Raw genomic sequence first — 15602 nt, 5'->3', positions numbered from 1 at the left:
AATTCCTTGGGCGCAGCGCCCGACTCTTGCCAGCGCACGAGCACGAACCGCGAGCGGCCTTCGCCCTGCGCTTGGGCGAGCGACGCCTGGCCCGTATTGGGTGCGGCGTTGGCAGGAGTCTGTTTGGTTGCAGCGGCGGACGCTGACGCGGCAGCGGGGGCGGCCGCAGCGGGCGACGATGAAGGCGTTGGCGTCATGCAGCCGGCACCGATGATGGTGGCGGCGGTCACTGCGGCCAGCGCCACGGCGGTCAGCACCACGCGGCGCGGCGTTTGCAGCAGGCTCGGCTTGGGTCGATTCGGTTGGGACATGAACAGATCGTGAACGGTGACGGAATGCAAACTACACGAAGAGTCATTAGTCTGCCCGGCTCGCCATGAGTTCGCACGTTTCGTGCCGGACGTACACAGCGTTACAGCGTTGGCAAGACCAGGGATGCCACCGCTTCCACCGTGCGCGCCGTCGCACCGCCGTGTGTGGCGGCAAACGCCAGCGCGGCACGTGATGCGGCTTCGCGCGCATCGGCATCGGACAGCCACGCGTCGATCACACGTATCGCCGCAGCGGCATCTCCTACCTGCTCGCACGCACCCGCGGCAACTGCATCGCGAGTCGCCTGCGCGAAGTTAAAGGTATGCGGGCCGATGACCACGGGTGTGCCGACCGCGCAGGCCTCGATCAAATTCTGCCCCCCGAGCGGAAGCAGGCTGCCGCCGATGAACGCCACTTCGCCAGCCGCGTAATACAGTGCCATCTCGCCCATCGAGTCCCCGAGCAAAACGTCGGCGTCGGCAAGTTGATCGGACTCCGTCACGCCTGCTGCAGACACCGACAACGCACTGCGACGCACGACACGCAAGCCCGCGCGTTCGGCAGCCTGGGCCACTTCATCAAAACGCTGCGGGTGACGCGGCACAAGAATCAGCAACGCATGCCGGCGCCCGACATGCTGCGCGCGATGCGCCTGCCACGCGTCAAGCAGCAACGCTTCTTCGCCCTCGCGCGTGCTGGCGGCCACCCATACCGATCGGCCACGTAGCGCGTCGTGCAACGCACGTCCGGCCATGATCTGGTCCACATGCGGCGTGATGTCGAACTTCAGGTTGCCGGTCACCCGCACGCGCGGCACGCCGAGCGAGCGGTAGCGATCGGCGTCGTCGGGCGTCTGGGCCAGCACGGCGGCGAGCTGCGCGTACGTCTGGCGCGCCGCGTCACCCAGGCGCGCGGTACGCCGGTGACTGCGCGCAGACAGGCGCCCGTTGACGAGCACCATCGGCACACCGGCCGTATAGGCGCGCTCGATCAGCACCGGCCAGATCTCGGTCTCCATCAGCAGGCCAAGGCGCGGTTGGAAATGCCGCAGAAACCGATCGACTGCGCTCGGCAAATCGTACGGAAGATACGCCTGGATGACGCGGCGGTTGCGTTGTGCCGCGAATTGAGCGCCCGTGCGGCGGCCCGTCGGCGTCATGTGCGTCAGCAGGACAGCGTGGTGCGGAAAGCGCGCCAACAGGGCATCAATCAGCGGCTGCGCGGCGCGCGTCTCGCCAACGGACACGGCGTGCACCCACAGCAACGGACGGTCAGGATTCGGGCGCGGCGGATAGAAGCCAAGCCGCTCGCCGACATGCTGTCGATAACCGGGCTCCTTGCGGCCGCGCCACCACAGGCGCAGCAATGCGAACGGCAGCGCAATGCGCCACAACCAGCGATATAGAACGCGCAGCATCAGAGCACACCCAGCGCACGCAGCGCATCGAGCGCCTGCGCGCTGGTGGGATGGGCCTCGGCGCTGCCGAGGTCGTGCACGTTGGGCGTCCAGTACCCCCCCGTGCGCCAGGACGTGGTGAAGTTGTAGAGCGCCACGGTCGGCTTGCACAGCGCGGCCGCAATGTGCACGAGGCCGGTGTCCACACCCACCACCGCAGTCGCATGAGCGAGAAATGCCGTCACATCGGGAAGCGACATGCGCGGCGGAATCACCACGCGTCCGACCGTACCCGGCACCGCCGCGACGATAGCCTCGCGGATGGATTCACTCGTGCGTCGCTCGGTCTCGCTGCCCCACGGCAGGGCGATGGCGTAGTCGCGGGCAAGCAGCGCGCGTGCCACATCCACCCACGCCTCGAGCGGCCACCCTTTGTCGGCGCGCGAAGTCGCATGCACCAGCGCCACGTACGGACGTGGCAGATTGAAGGGCAAGTCGGCAGGCGGCTGCAAACCGAAGTCGATGGCGTCAGGCAGCGCGTAACCGAGCGCTTCCGCCACCATGCGGCGCGAGCGCTCGACCACGTGGATGTGCGGTTCCATTTCGACCTTGCGTTGGTAGAACAGCTTGGCAAGCGGCTCATAGCCGGCGCCTTCCGTCCGATTGCCGAAGCCCGCCACGAAACCACCCGGCACCAGCTTGGCCTGCGCCGCAACGAGCGCCGTTTTGATCAGGCCTTGCGTGTCGAGCACCGCGTCGTACGACTTGGATCGCAACGCGCGACGGAACGCCGCCACCTCGCCCCAAGTCCTGCCGGAGCCGAGCGACTTGCGCCAACGCCGCAGCGCGAACGGAATCACGCCCTGCACACCGCGCACGATACGGACGATGCCGGCGAAACCCTCCTCGACCACCCAGTCGATCTCGGCATCCGGATACGCACGCAGGATATCGGCCACGACCGGCGTGCAATGCACCACATCGCCAAGCGACGAAACCTTGACGATCAGCACGCGCATGCCGTCATCCCTTCCCCCAACTTCATGAGTGCGAACCGTGCGATCAGAACGGCAGTTGCGCGTCCGGCTTTTCGGCCAGGATCACGCGGCGGAATTCACCCTGGATGCGCGCCATCGCAGCATCGTTGTCAGCCTCGAAGCGCATCACCACCACCGGCGTGGTGTTGGACGGACGCGCCAAGCCGAAGCCATCTTCGTATTCCACGCGCACGCCATCGATGCGGTTGACTTCCTTCGCGCCGGTAAACGTGGCATTGGCCTTGATCTTGTCGAGCAGCTCGAACGATTCACCCTCGGCACACTTCAGCTGCAGCTCTGGCGTGCAGTGCGAGTTCGGCAGCGCGTTGAGCGTAGCGCTCGGGTCGGCCAGACGCGAGACGATCTCTAGCAGGCGCGCGCCCGTGTACAGACCGTCATCGAAACCGTACCAGCGGTCCTTGAAGAAAATGTGGCCGCTCATCTCGCCGGCCAGTGGCGCACCCGTTTCCTTTAGCTTCGCCTTGACCAGCGAATGGCCGGTCTTCCACATCGTGGCCTTGCCGCCGTGCTCACGGATGAACGGCGCCAGCTTGCCTGTGCACTTCACGTCGAAGATGATCTCGCCGCCCGGGTTGCGCGACAGGACTTCCTGCGCGAACAACATCAACTGACGGTCAGGGAAAATGACCTGACCGTCCTTGGTCACCACGCCCAGGCGGTCACCATCGCCATCGAAGGCGAGGCCAAGTTCGCAATCCGTGGTCTGCAGCGTGCGCACGAGGTCCTGCAGGTTCTCGACGTGGGCCGGGTCCGGATGGTGGTTCGGGAAATGGCCATCCACCTCGCAGAACAGCTCCGTCACCTCGCAGCCCATCGCGCGGAACAACTCCGGCGCAAAAGCGCCTGCCACGCCGTTGCCGCAGTCCACGGCAATCTTCATCGGGCGGCTCACCTTGACATCCGAGATGATTCGGTCGATGTATTGCTGGCGGATGTCCACCTGGACGTAGTCGCCGGCGCCTTCCGTGAAGTCGCCCTGTTCGATGCGCGTGCGCAGCGCCTGGATCTGCTCGCCGTAGATGGCCTGGCCCGCCAGGACCATCTTGAAGCCGTTGTAGTCAGGCGGGTTGTGGCTGCCGGTGACCATCACGCCCGACGTGGCGCGACGGCCGGCCAATTCGATGTTAGTGCCGAAGTAGACCATCGGCGTGGCTACAAGGCCCAGGTCGATCACATCGACGCCGCTCGCGCGCAGGCCGTCTGCCAGCGCTGCGAGCAGATTAGGGCCGGACAGGCGACCATCACGGCCGATGACGACGGCGGATTCGCCCTTGGCGCGTGCTGCGGAGCCGAAGGCACGGCCGATCAAGCGTGCGGTTTCGGCATCGACGGTTTTTTCGACGATGCCGCGGATGTCGTAGGCTTTGAAGATGGTGGGGTTCAGTTGTGTCATGAGTTCTCAGCACCTGTAAAGACATACAGTGTGCGGAATGTTACAAGTGGTTTCGGATTCTAACCTTTGACCCTTTATAATACTTGGCTGGCTTGTATGAGCCGTCCGACTCTTCCCCCACTGCGCAGCCATTCTTTGACTTCAGCCTCTGCGCGCAACGTTCACCCGACAATCGCATGATTTTGATTACAGGCGGTGCTGGTTTTATCGGCGCCAATTTCGTTCTGGACTGGCTGCGTGGTTCCGATGAGCCGGTGGTCAATGTCGACAAACTGACCTATGCTGGCAATCTGAAGACCCTCGCGTCGTTGGAGGGAGATGCCCGGCATACGTTCGTGCGCGCGGACATTTGTGATCGCGCGTCGATGGACGAGCTGCTGACCCGACACGCACCACGGGCGATCGTGCATTTTGCGGCAGAAAGCCACGTGGACCGGTCAATCCACGGCCCGGCGGATTTCGTGCAAACGAACGTGTTCGGAACGTTCACGCTGCTGGAAGCTGCGCGCGCCTACTGGAACCGGCTAGAGGGCGCGGCACGCGCAAATTTCCGCTTCCATCACGTTTCCACAGATGAGGTCTATGGCTCCCTGGGGCCGGACGACGCCCCCTTTACGGAAACCACGCCCTACGCCCCCAACAGCCCCTATTCGGCTTCGAAAGCGGGCTCGGACCATTTGGTTCGCGCGTACTTCCATACTTATGGGCTGCCGGTTCTTACGACCAACTGCTCGAATAACTACGGCCCGTATCACTTCCCCGAGAAGCTCATCCCTCTCATGATCGCCAATGCGTTGGCGGGCAAGCCCCTGCCCGTGTATGGCGATGGTCTAAACGTACGGGATTGGCTCTACGTCGGCGACCACTGTGCCGCGATCCGACGCGTGCTGGAAGCGGGCACGGTCGGCGAGGTCTACAACGTGGGCGGCTGGAATGAGAAGAACAATCTTGAAGTCGTTCATACGCTTTGTGACCTGCTCGATACCCTTAAACCGCGCGCCCACGGCTCATATCGCGAACAAATTACTTTCGTAAGAGACCGCCCCGGCCATGACCGACGCTACGCGATCGACGCACGAAAACTCGAGCGTGAGTTGAATTGGAAACCGGCAGAAACGTTCGAGACTGGCCTGCGCAAAACCGTCGAGTGGTACCTCGAGAATCAGGAATGGGTCGCGGATGTGATGTCTGGCGCCTATCGGGATTGGGTTGATGTGAACTACGGTAGCCGCCGCTAACAACCGGACTTTTCATGGCACGCAAAGGCATTATTCTAGCAGGTGGCTCCGGGACACGGCTGTATCCCATCACGCACTCTGTGTCGAAGCAATTGCTTCCGGTGTACGACAAGCCGATGATCTATTACCCGCTCAGCACGCTGATGCTCGCGGGTATTCGCGACATTCTGATCATCTCCACCCCGCAGGACACCCCGCGGTTCTCTGAGATGCTGGGTGACGGCAGTCAATGGGGGCTGAATCTGCAGTACGCGGTTCAGCCCTCGCCGGATGGACTCGCACAGGCGTTCATCATAGGCAAGGATTTCGTCGGCGGTGACCCGTCTACGCTCATCCTCGGGGACAACATCTTCTACGGCCACGATCTGGTAAAGCAGTTGAATCGGGCCAGCGCACAGACCAGCGGCGCCAGCGTATTTGCCTACCATGTTCACGACCCGGAGCGCTATGGCGTGGTCGAGTTTGATAGCTGCATGCGCGCGGTCTCCCTTGAAGAAAAGCCTGCCAAACCGCGCTCGAATTACGCGGTCACCGGCCTGTACTTCTATGACGCGGACGTCTGCCAGATCGCCGCAGGCGTCAAGCCGTCGGCGCGCGGCGAACTCGAGATCACCGAAGTCAATCAACGCTATCTCGAGCGCGGCACTCTGGAAGTGGAAATCATGGGGCGCGGCTATGCATGGCTCGACACTGGCACGCACGACTCCCTCATCGAAGCCGCCACGTTCATCGCCACGCTGCAGCGCCGCCAAGGCCTGATGGTTGCCTGCCCCGAAGAGATTGCATTCCGCCAGCGCTGGATTGATCTGGAACAAGTCCAGAAACTGGCTGCTCCGCTCGCCAAGAGTGGCTATGGCGCGTATCTCCGCCAGCTTATCGCCGAGGATGTCCCTCGATGAACCTCAGCGTCACAGAAACCACCCTGCCGGGCGTGCTTATCCTCGAACCTAAGGTCTACGGTGACAGCCGCGGTTTCTTTTTCGAGAGCTTCAACGGCCGGGAATTCGAGACTCTGACCGGTGTCAGCACGCCCTTCGTGCAGGACAACCATTCGATGTCCCGCAAGGGCGTTCTGCGTGGCATGCACTATCAGATCGAGCATGCCCAGGGGAAGCTGGTCCGCGTGATTTCCGGGGAAGTCTTTGACGTTGCTGTCGATTTGCGCAAGTCTTCGTCGACCTTCGGCAAATGGGCCGGCGTCCGTCTCTCGGCCGAGAATAAACGTCAACTTTGGGTTCCGCCGGGCTTCGCCCACGGCTTTCTGGTCTTGAGCGAGACAGCCGAATTTCTCTACAAGACGACCGATTATTGGTACCCGGAGCACGAGCGGTCCGTTGTATGGAACGATCCGACGATCGCCATCGACTGGCCACTGGCGGGCGCGGAGCCAATCCTAGCCGCCAAAGATGCAGCAGCGGCAGCGTTTACCGGCGCAGAGGTCTTCGCATGACCATACACTCGCGCCCCCGCATCGTCGTGACTGGCACGACCGGCCAAGTTGGCTGGGAACTGCTGCGCAGCCTGCAAGGACTGGGGGAAATCATCAGTGTCGATCGCTCGGTGGTGGATCTGTCCCGCCTTGACGCAGTGCGTGCGCTGATCCGCAGCATCGAGCCTTCGATCATAGTCAATGCCGCCGCCTACACTGCCGTGGACAAGGCAGAACAGGAGCCGGACCCGGCGTTCCGACTCAATGCCGATCTTCCAGGCGTGCTTGCCGAGGAATGCAAGCGAACACAAGCGGCGTTCATTCATTACTCGACCGACTACGTGTTCGACGGCCGCAAGGACGGCCCCTACACGGAAGCCGACGCCACCAACCCGCTGAATGTCTACGGCGCCTCCAAGCTGGCAGGTGAGCACAACGCATTGGATGCCAATCCAGCCACTCTGGTTTTTCGTACCAGCTGGGTGTACGGCGCGCGTGGCAAGAACTTTTTGACCACAATTCAACGGCTCGCGAAGGAACGGCAGCAATTGCGGGTCGTCTCTGACCAGATCGGCGCGCCCACGTGGTCACGCTCCATTGCTGACCTGACGGCCCATGTCATTGCCCGCGGACTCGGCAGCACGCACGCTGAACCCGCTTGGTGGACCGTCCACGGTGGCGTCTATCACCTGACCAGCAACGGCAGCACAAGTTGGTACGGCTTTGCCGAGGCTATCCTACAACGCTCGGGCATCACAGGTGTGGCCGTCGAGCCGATTCCTGCCATGGAATACCCAACGCCTGCGGTCCGGCCCGGTAACTCGCGATTGGCGCTGAACAAGTTGCAGTCCGTTTTCGGACTCGTACCAGAGAGCTGGGAGCAATCGCTGACCAAATGTCTGGCCCCGACCTCAGCTGAACGAATTCATGCTTACTAACACGCACCTGATCAGCTTTGACGTCAAAGGTGACGAGCGCGGTTCGTTGATCGCGCTGGAGCAGGGATGCAACGTACCCTTCCCCGTCGCACGTGCGTACTACATCTTTGATACTGCCCCCGGAGTCCGGCGGGGATATCACGCCCACGCGGACCTGTTGCAAGTCGCAGTTTGCGTCAAGGGCGCCTGCAGCTTTCTGCTGGATGACGGCCAACATCAGGAAGTCGTTAGGCTCGACTCGCCAGCCAAAGGTCTGTTTATCGGACCGATGATCTGGCGTGAGATGTTTGATTTCACCCCCGATTGCGTACTGCTCGTGCTGGCAAATAAGATTTACGATCCGGAAGACTACATTCGGGATCACGAAACCTTTGTTTCGATGACCAAGGAGAGATCATGATTCATCCCACTGCTATCGTTTCGCCCGAAGCCCGTATTGGGGCCAATGTTTCGATCGGGCCGTTCAGTGTGATCCACTCCAACGTCGAAATCGGCGAAGGTACACAGATCGAAGGATTCTGCGAGATCGGACATCCAAGCAAGCTGTCCGACGGACAGCCGCTGTGCATTGGCAAGGACTCCTTGATACGGTCTCACAGTGTCTTTTACGAGGGTTCGTCGTTTGGAGAACGGTTGGTAACCGGGCATCGGGTTACGGTGCGCGAGATGACACGCTGTGGAGTCAACTTCCAACTCGGGACGTTGAGCGACATCCAGGGACATTGCGTCATCGGGGACTACGTCCGCACGCACAGCAACGTGCACATCGGGCAGGCGTCGCGAGTTGGGGATTTCGTATGGATTTTTCCATATGTTGTGCTGACCAACGATCCACACCCCCCTAGCAATGTCCTGAAGGGATGCGTGCTGGAAGACTACGCGGTAGTTGCAACGATGTCAGTCGTACTACCGGCCGTCACAGTCGGCTCGCATTCGCTTGTCGCCGCACACAGTCTCGTTTCTAAGAATGTGACACCGCATACCGTCGTCGGCGGATCTCCAGCAAAGATGCTGTGTGAAACTAGCAAAATTAAGCTTCAAGACGGAACCGATCGACCGGCATATCCTTGGACTTCACACTTCCACCGCGGCTATCCAGAGACCGTGGTAGCGAATTGGATAGAAGCAGCCAACGCGCTCGCCAACACGCAGTGCGCCCGGTAAGCGTGGCTTAAGGAAATAACAGTAACTGTGCCGAGATTTTATCGATGATTCCGTTTCTCGACCTTAAGAGTATCAATGCGCGGCAACGAGCCGAATTGATTTCAGCATTCACCGAAGTTCTCGATGCCGGCTGGTTCATCCATGGCAAACAATGCGAAGCATTCGAAGCCGACTTTGCCGCTTACTGTGAAGCCAAGCACTGTATCGGTATCAGTAACGGGTTGGACGCGCTGCATCTCATTCTGCGGGCCATGTCCATCGGAAAAGGTGACGAAGTCATCGTGCCGTCCAACACATTTATCGCTACATGGTTGGCGGTCACCTTCGCCGGAGCAACGCCGGTTCCGGTGGAACCACGCGAAGACACGTGCAATCTTGATCCTAGCTTGATAGCTGCGGCAATCACGCCTCGGACGCGTGCAATCATCCCCGTTCATCTGTATGGCCAGCCCGCAGATATGGATCCCATTCTGGAGATCGCGCATCAACATGGTCTGAAAGTCATCGAAGATGCCGCCCAATCTCACGGGGCACGATACCGCGGCAAGCGCACGGGCAGTCTTGGCGATGCGGCGGCCTTCAGCTTCTACCCGGGAAAGAACCTCGGAGCGCTCGGCGATGGCGGCGCTGTGACAACGTCCGATACCGCATTGGCGCAACGCATTAGGATGCTGTCCAACTATGGCTCTCAGAAAAAATATGTGCATGAGGCGGCGGGGTTCAATGCCCGGCTGGACGAAATTCAGGCCGCCATGCTGCGCGCGAAACTGGTATTGCTTGACGCCGACAATGCGCGACGTCGCTCAATCGCCGATCGCTACACGAGGGCTCTGATCGATTGCGGCCTCGGACTGCCCATCCTGGCCAATGATGTGGAATCAGCGTGGCACATCTACGCAATTCACCACCCAAACCGCGACGCGCTCCAGCGTGCGCTTAGCGAACGAGGGGTAGGTACAGTTGTGCACTACCCAACGCCGCCACATCTACAAGGAGCTTACCGCGACCTTCGTTTGGGAGAAGGCGCGTACCCGATCAGCGAGCGGATCCATCGCGAAACGCTGAGCCTTCCGATGTCGCCGGTCATGACTGACGTACAAGTGGATGAAGTGATCCACACAGTTCGTTCGGTATGTGGTGAGCTTGCAGTGGATGTCACGAACCTGTGAATCTAGTTCGCACTAGCCTTCTTAACGGCATCGCGGTGATGGTGAAGACCATCGCCGCGCTTGTCCTGAACAAAGTGTTCGCTGTGACGGTCGGCCCAGCCGGCTATGCTTTGATTGGCCAATTGCAGAATACCGTTTCTATCATAACAAACGTCGGGAGCGGTGCGATCAATAACGGCGTAGTCAAGTACACCGCCGAGTACAGTTCGCTAGAGTCATCGCAGATAGCTGTGTGGCAAACGGCAACACGCATCTCGGCAATTTGCTCAATTGCCGTCGGTTGCGCCATCGCGCTCCTCGCGCTCCCCCTCTCACGCTTGTTCCTAGGGGCCGAGGATTATGCGCTAACCTTCGTGCTGTTCGGGCTTCTGCTGCCAGCATTCGTCCTTAACGCCCTGCTACTTGCAATTCTGAATGGCCGGAAAGAGATCGCGCGCTTCGTTGCTACCAATATTGCAGGGAGTCTGGTTACGCTTGCGCTGACTATCGGACTGACCCAGTGGAACGGGTTACGTGGCGCATTGATCGCACTAAGTATCAATCAGTCCGTCGCGCTTGTTGCAACTTTAATCATCTGCTGGCGAACAGCTTGGTTCACACTGCCAAAGCTCTGGGGACCGTTTAACCGAGAGATCGCTAGAAAGTTAGCGCACTTCGCGGTAATGTTGATTACCTCTGCCGTTGCGGCGCCAATTACACAAATATTAATCCGCTCCTATCTGGCGTCTGTGGTCGGATTGGAACAGGCTGGCCTGTGGCAAGCGGCGTGGAAGATCAGCGACATCTATCTGATGTTACTGACGACCACCCTTGCCACCTATTTTCTGCCTCGTTTTGCTGAGTTGACTAGCCCGGAAACCATACGTCGTGAACTGCTGCATGCCGCAAGCATTCTCGCTCCGGCATTAGCCTTTGGACTCACAGCTGTTTATCTGACTCGTGGTTGGTGGATACCGCTATTGTTCTCTGCATCCTTTGATGGCATGCGTGAAGTTCTTCCGCTCCAGTTGCTCGGCGATTTCTTCAAAATGGCGGGCTGGCTTCTGGGTTACCTCGTACTCAGCAAGGCATTGAGCCGCTTATTTGTCGGTGCCGAAATTTTATTTTCCGTGAGCTTCTATTGTCTCACGCTAGCATTTGTGCCGTTGTTTGGCCTAAAGGGTGTCGTACTTGCGCACACCGTGAACTACATCGGTTATTGCGTAGCCTTATGGGTGGGCCTGAAACAGGCTCGAGCACTATGAGCATTCTGCAGAATCACACCGCTCCGCTGGTGAGCGTACTGATACCGATATTTAACCATGCCAGATTCATCGAAAAGTGCTTAGATAGCCTCTTGTCGACAGGCTGGGCTCATCTCGAACTCATCGCAATCGACGACGGTTCGTCAGACGAATCCCTGAGCATCGCTCGCACGTGGGCTCAGCGGCACGAAAGTAGTTTCGTGCGCATTGATCTATCAACTCAGCAAAACCAAGGTATCACGCGAACATTAAACCGGCTTATCGAGCGCGCTCGCGGCGATTTCTTGGTTTTCCTTGCCAGCGATGATCTCCTGTTGCCGGACAGTATTCGCGCCCGGTTGCTCGTCCTACTGAATCATCCCGACGCCCTTGCAATCTTCGCCGATGCGACGGCAATCGACGATGATGGTCGGCAAATTGCGAAATCAGTCCTGCGCGAACGCTTCCACGCAGATGTGGCAGCCCTGTCAAGTGACCGACGACGGGCGCTTGAATTGATCCTGAACTGGTCTGTGCCGGGTCCGGTGTTCATGGCGCGCCGCGTGGCTTTCGATACAGTTGGGAAGTACGACGAGCGATTCTTCATTGAGGATCGCGACTACTATCTGCGATTACTCGCTGACCAAACCCTTCTGTATCTCGACCAGCCGGTCGCGGCATACCGCATGCATGGCACGTCCATTTCAGGAAACAAGTTGCGCCAGATTCGCATAGGTCAGGAAATCATGCGTATCGAACATAAATTGCTTCCGGCATTTACTGGCAGTGCAAAGCTTGCGTTGCAGTTACGCATCTGGTCCAACACCTCGGCGATCTATACAAGTTCCATATGGTGCAAACCCTTTACGGCAGTACGCTGTGCTATGGCTCGCCTGATTGCCACTTGCATGCTGCTCGCAGTACGAGCCGATTTGATCTATTGGGCTCCTGCTAAATGAAACATATTCCAGGCATCGATGGCCTCAGAGCACTGGCTGCACTCTCGGTCATATTTTTCCATCTTGAAGTGCCCGGCTTTGCATGGGGGTGGACAGGCGTACCCTTGTTTTTTGTAATTTCCGGATTTCTTATCACTAAGATACTTTTGTCCTCGCGGGATCGATCGAATACGCTGTGGAGCACATACCTACGCGAATTTTATGTCAGACGGAGTTTACGAATTTTTCCGCTGTATTATGCGTATTTGGCCGTGGCGTGCGTATTAGCTCTAATCAGCCACTACAACATTCCAAACCTTTGGACGTTCTTCGCTTATCTCCAGAATTATCCGCTCGGAGCGAATTCGTTTGCTTCACCGTGGGTACTTGGTCACACATGGTCTCTTGCGGTTGAAGAGCAATTTTATCTTCTTTGGCCCTTGATCATCTGGTGGGCTGGGCGCAGGCGCTTACCGTGGGTCATTGTCATGACCGTCGCACTAAGCATCAGCGCACGAATTGCCATCTCGCAATGGACAGGCAACCCGTTTCTCCAATTCGCCACACTACCCTCGTGCGCAGATGGCCTCGCCATGGGCGCTGGCTTGAGCTTGCTCTATGACGAGGCGCAAGCGCAGAGTCGGTCGGGTCGATTACTGATTGCAGCTGGGATATTGCTGCTAGCAGCGGTTTGCCTAATCGGCTACGAGGCAATGTGGACGCCCACCCGCTGGGTTCGCAGTCCGATCGGTGACTGGTTCTTCTCAATCGTCTGCGTCTTTTACAGCGCATTGCTTTGGTATGTATTGGCTCGCCCTCGGCGGTTACTATTAATGCTTGAGTGGGCACCGCTGAGGCAGCTCGGCAAAATCAGTTACGGACTCTACCTCTACCACGGCTTGATTCTCATTTTGACCGACCGCGTGCTTGGGTACCGTCTTGCGACACCTTCAACGGCTCTACAAGTTATTCGCGCCGTGATCGTGCTCGGCGTGACTATTGGCGTCGCTCAACTTTCTTTCTTGTTCTTTGAAAGCAAATTCCTGCGTTTGAAAGACGCGCTAGCCGCTTCCCTGCCCCGTAAAACGGAATCGGCATGATGCTTATTGCTGTCTCGATTCTGTTCGCACTCACCGGAGCATTCGCGCTCCGGCTGGCCGGCTTCAACTATATCGGGCAGCAGCCGCATCCGCTCGCATTTCCCATTGGCATGCAGATCTTTCTTGTCACGGTTCCCGGAACCTTGGCAATCGGGCTGTTTGGCATTCCGCTCCTCTATGACCTCCAAAACGAAATAGCGCAATCGACTATGCGCTATGGCGTCATCAGCACGATGACGAGCATCGGCATCCTCCTTTGGATGCTGGCCGTTGCATTTCGCACGCGGTTCTTTGTGCACGTGCAGTATCGCAAGACCGAGACCGATATAAGCACTTTGCGGGTGCTAACGATCGCCTCAGCTTTCATACTTGTGATAAAGCTTGTATCAGTAAGCGAGATTCCGCTATTGCTCGCACTAAAGGGGGACGTCCAAGGTGCGGCAGAAGCAAAGGTACGCATACTAACTAACCAGGACGGAATCACAGTATTCGGCCTGAACTATATTTTCCGTTCCTTTACGTCTGTCGTTTACTTGATTTCAGTCTCGCTAGTTGCATACGACCCACATAATCGCGCCAAACGGGTCGTGCTGTTCTGGAATCTGCCGCTGATGATCCTGAACGCTGTGTACGACGTCCAGAAGTACACCTTGGTGCTGTTGATGTTGCTCACCTTCTGGGTGCTATACACACGAACGGGAAGGTTCCGCTACATCATCATAGGTGCCTTACTCGGCCTTGCCTTATCTCTTCTGATGTTTGTAGTCACCCTTGGCTACGATTTCGATCCGACACTCCTTCAGAGCACCATGTACCGGCTATTCGTTGGGCAGATGGAGGGGATGTTCTACATCTACGAGTTCCTGCGACCAAGCCCCGACTACGCTTGGCTAGGGTTGCCGCTAGCACCACTGTTTGGCGTGCCTCAACTGGATCCTGCAGCAGAAGTCGTCAAGATTCTGTTTCCCAACGCAGGAGACACTTGGCTTAACGCCAACACCTACTACTTGGCCCATGCTTGGACGATCTTTGGCCCACTATCAGTTTTGATAGGCCCCGTGATGGTCATGCTTAACCTCATTGTTATGCTGCGCCTCGCCCAGCCGCTTGTACGTCAAGCACCCCAGTACTACCTGCCATTGTTGCTGTGGCAGTTGGCTCGACTACCTCTCATCAACATCTTTACCGAGTTTCTATACTTCAAAGTCGCTCTCGATTTCGCAGTTAATCTCGCATTTGTCTGGTTAGTGCTGCAAATCGCGAAACGCTGTACGGCATATCAATCGCGCTTGCGATCGCATTGAAGATGACAACTACCACCTCCATACTTGAGCCCCAGGTCGATCTCTATGCCGTAGTGGTCACTTATTCGCCAGACTGGCCTCAAACCCTCGCGCTTATTGAAGCACTAGAAAAGCAACAGGCGCTTACGATTGTCGTCGACAATGGCTCCCCAGAAGCCATGATCGCCCCCCTAATCGAAAAGAGCCCCCCAAGAACACGGTGGCTGCGTAATGAAAGCAATGAAGGCATCGCAGCTGCGCAAAATCGCGGCATTCGGGACGCGATGTCGCGCGGTGCCACGCATATCGTCCTATTCGACCAAGACAGCAGCCCTGCCCCGGACATGCTTGCCCGGCTATTGAGCGCGGAAGCGACACTACTTGCGGCGGGCGCCTCCGTAGCGGCGGTTGGCCCGCAGTTGATAGATGAAACGACTGGCGAGAAGGCTCCCTTCATTACCTTCGAAAATGGGCACAAGCGTCGCGCAGTGACTTCGCCCGAAAGCAGCCAGATTCTGTGTTTCTCGCTTCTCGCATCAGGCACGTTGATCCGCACCGAAGTACTCGAGCGCATCGGCCTAATGAAAGAGGAGCTCTTCATTGAGTATGTTGACGTGGAATGGGGTGCGCGAGCTCGCGCTGCAGGACTACATTGCTACGGTATCGGGGAAGCACTGCTCTACCATAATTTGGGCGACGATCGCATTCAGGTGCTGCCCAACTTCTTCGTCCCGCTGCACAAACCGGTGCGTCACTACTACACCATGCGCAATGCAATCTACATGCAGAAGCTGGCCTACGTACCGGCTTACTGGAAGCGCAGCGATCTGCTCCGGACTGTAGCGGGCTTTATTATCTTCACACTCTTCAATCCGCCGAGATTAATGCAACTCAGGATGATGATTAAGGGAATTGCGCATGGCTTTGCCGGCCGGTACGGACCTCTTTGAGCGACATCCAC

At 58.3% G+C, this 15602-nt stretch carries 15 protein-coding genes and 1 pseudogene; 12 read left to right on the top strand and 4 right to left on the bottom strand.

Annotated features, from left to right (window positions below; all coding sequences use genetic code 11):
• From BEK68_RS12875 to BEK68_RS12860, 4 genes and pseudogenes are all read right to left on the bottom strand, one after another.
• Positions 1 to 311 (bottom strand): annotated as a pseudogene (locus tag BEK68_RS12875) (META domain-containing protein); the annotation flags it as partial.
• A gap of 101 nt (positions 312 to 412) precedes the next feature.
• The gene (gene waaA, locus BEK68_RS12870) at positions 413 to 1729 is read right to left on the bottom strand and encodes a lipid IV(A) 3-deoxy-D-manno-octulosonic acid transferase (RefSeq protein WP_012435045.1); all 1317 of its coding nucleotides are present in this window, start codon (positions 1727 to 1729) and stop codon (positions 413 to 415) included.
• On the bottom strand, positions 1729 to 2727 hold the full coding sequence (waaC, locus tag BEK68_RS12865) for a lipopolysaccharide heptosyltransferase I (RefSeq protein ID WP_012435044.1): 999 nt from the start codon (positions 2725 to 2727) through the stop codon (positions 1729 to 1731). Before waaC ends, waaA begins: the two co-directional genes overlap by 1 nt.
• A 43-nt stretch (positions 2728 to 2770) precedes the next feature.
• Positions 2771 to 4159, bottom strand: a complete 1389-nt coding sequence (locus BEK68_RS12860) for a phosphomannomutase/phosphoglucomutase (RefSeq protein WP_012435043.1) — start codon at positions 4157 to 4159, stop codon at positions 2771 to 2773.
• 176 nt (positions 4160 to 4335) lie between these two features.
• Here BEK68_RS12860 and rfbB point away from each other — a divergent pair, with 176 nt between their 5' ends.
• The 12 genes from rfbB to BEK68_RS12800 are packed head-to-tail and all read left to right on the top strand — an operon-like array spanning position 4336 to position 15591.
• Complete coding sequence (gene rfbB, locus BEK68_RS12855) at positions 4336 to 5397, top strand: dTDP-glucose 4,6-dehydratase (RefSeq protein WP_012435042.1); 1062 nt, start codon at positions 4336 to 4338, stop codon at positions 5395 to 5397.
• Positions 5398 to 5411: 14 nt separating this feature from the next.
• Positions 5412 to 6296, top strand: coding sequence for a glucose-1-phosphate thymidylyltransferase RfbA (gene rfbA, locus BEK68_RS12850; RefSeq protein ID WP_012435041.1), 885 nt, complete (start codon positions 5412 to 5414; stop codon positions 6294 to 6296).
• Positions 6293 to 6847, top strand: coding sequence for a dTDP-4-dehydrorhamnose 3,5-epimerase (gene rfbC / locus BEK68_RS12845; RefSeq protein WP_012435040.1), 555 nt, complete (start codon positions 6293 to 6295; stop codon positions 6845 to 6847). The genes rfbA and rfbC overlap by 4 nt, the downstream gene beginning before the upstream one ends.
• Positions 6844 to 7764 (top strand): dTDP-4-dehydrorhamnose reductase, encoded by a 921-nt coding sequence (rfbD, locus tag BEK68_RS12840; RefSeq protein WP_012435039.1) that lies wholly within the window; start codon positions 6844 to 6846, stop codon positions 7762 to 7764. The genes rfbC and rfbD overlap by 4 nt, the downstream gene beginning before the upstream one ends.
• The gene (locus BEK68_RS12835) at positions 7754 to 8164 is read left to right on the top strand and encodes a sugar 3,4-ketoisomerase (protein ID WP_012435038.1); all 411 of its coding nucleotides are present in this window, start codon (positions 7754 to 7756) and stop codon (positions 8162 to 8164) included. The genes rfbD and BEK68_RS12835 overlap by 11 nt, the downstream gene beginning before the upstream one ends.
• Entirely contained in the window at positions 8161 to 8928 is a 768-nt protein-coding gene (locus BEK68_RS12830; RefSeq protein ID WP_012435037.1) for an acetyltransferase, read from the top strand. Before BEK68_RS12835 ends, BEK68_RS12830 begins: the two co-directional genes overlap by 4 nt.
• A gap of 44 nt (positions 8929 to 8972) precedes the next feature.
• The gene (locus tag BEK68_RS12825) at positions 8973 to 10097 is read left to right on the top strand and encodes a DegT/DnrJ/EryC1/StrS family aminotransferase (protein ID WP_012435036.1); all 1125 of its coding nucleotides are present in this window, start codon (positions 8973 to 8975) and stop codon (positions 10095 to 10097) included.
• Entirely contained in the window at positions 10094 to 11341 is a 1248-nt protein-coding gene (locus tag BEK68_RS12820) for an O-antigen translocase (protein ID WP_012435035.1), read from the top strand. The genes BEK68_RS12825 and BEK68_RS12820 overlap by 4 nt, the downstream gene beginning before the upstream one ends.
• Positions 11338 to 12279: a glycosyltransferase gene (locus BEK68_RS12815; RefSeq protein WP_012435034.1), complete on the top strand. Its 942-nt coding sequence runs from the start codon at positions 11338 to 11340 to the stop codon at positions 12277 to 12279. Before BEK68_RS12820 ends, BEK68_RS12815 begins: the two co-directional genes overlap by 4 nt.
• Positions 12276 to 13358: an acyltransferase family protein gene (locus tag BEK68_RS24935; protein ID WP_012435033.1), complete on the top strand. Its 1083-nt coding sequence runs from the start codon at positions 12276 to 12278 to the stop codon at positions 13356 to 13358. The genes BEK68_RS12815 and BEK68_RS24935 overlap by 4 nt, the downstream gene beginning before the upstream one ends.
• Positions 13355 to 14662, top strand: a complete 1308-nt coding sequence (locus tag BEK68_RS12805; protein ID WP_012435032.1) for a hypothetical protein — start codon at positions 13355 to 13357, stop codon at positions 14660 to 14662. Before BEK68_RS24935 ends, BEK68_RS12805 begins: the two co-directional genes overlap by 4 nt.
• A gap of 2 nt (positions 14663 to 14664) precedes the next feature.
• On the top strand, positions 14665 to 15591 hold the full coding sequence (locus tag BEK68_RS12800; RefSeq protein WP_012435031.1) for a glycosyltransferase family 2 protein: 927 nt from the start codon (positions 14665 to 14667) through the stop codon (positions 15589 to 15591).
• Positions 15592 to 15602 lie beyond the last annotated feature (11 nt).

The sequence above is a fragment of the Ralstonia pickettii genome, assembly GCF_001699815.1.
GTDB lineage: Bacteria > Pseudomonadota > Gammaproteobacteria > Burkholderiales > Burkholderiaceae > Ralstonia > Ralstonia thomasii.
The sequence above is the reverse complement of the archived record's forward strand: the minus strand, read 5'-3'. Positions and strand labels throughout refer to the sequence as shown.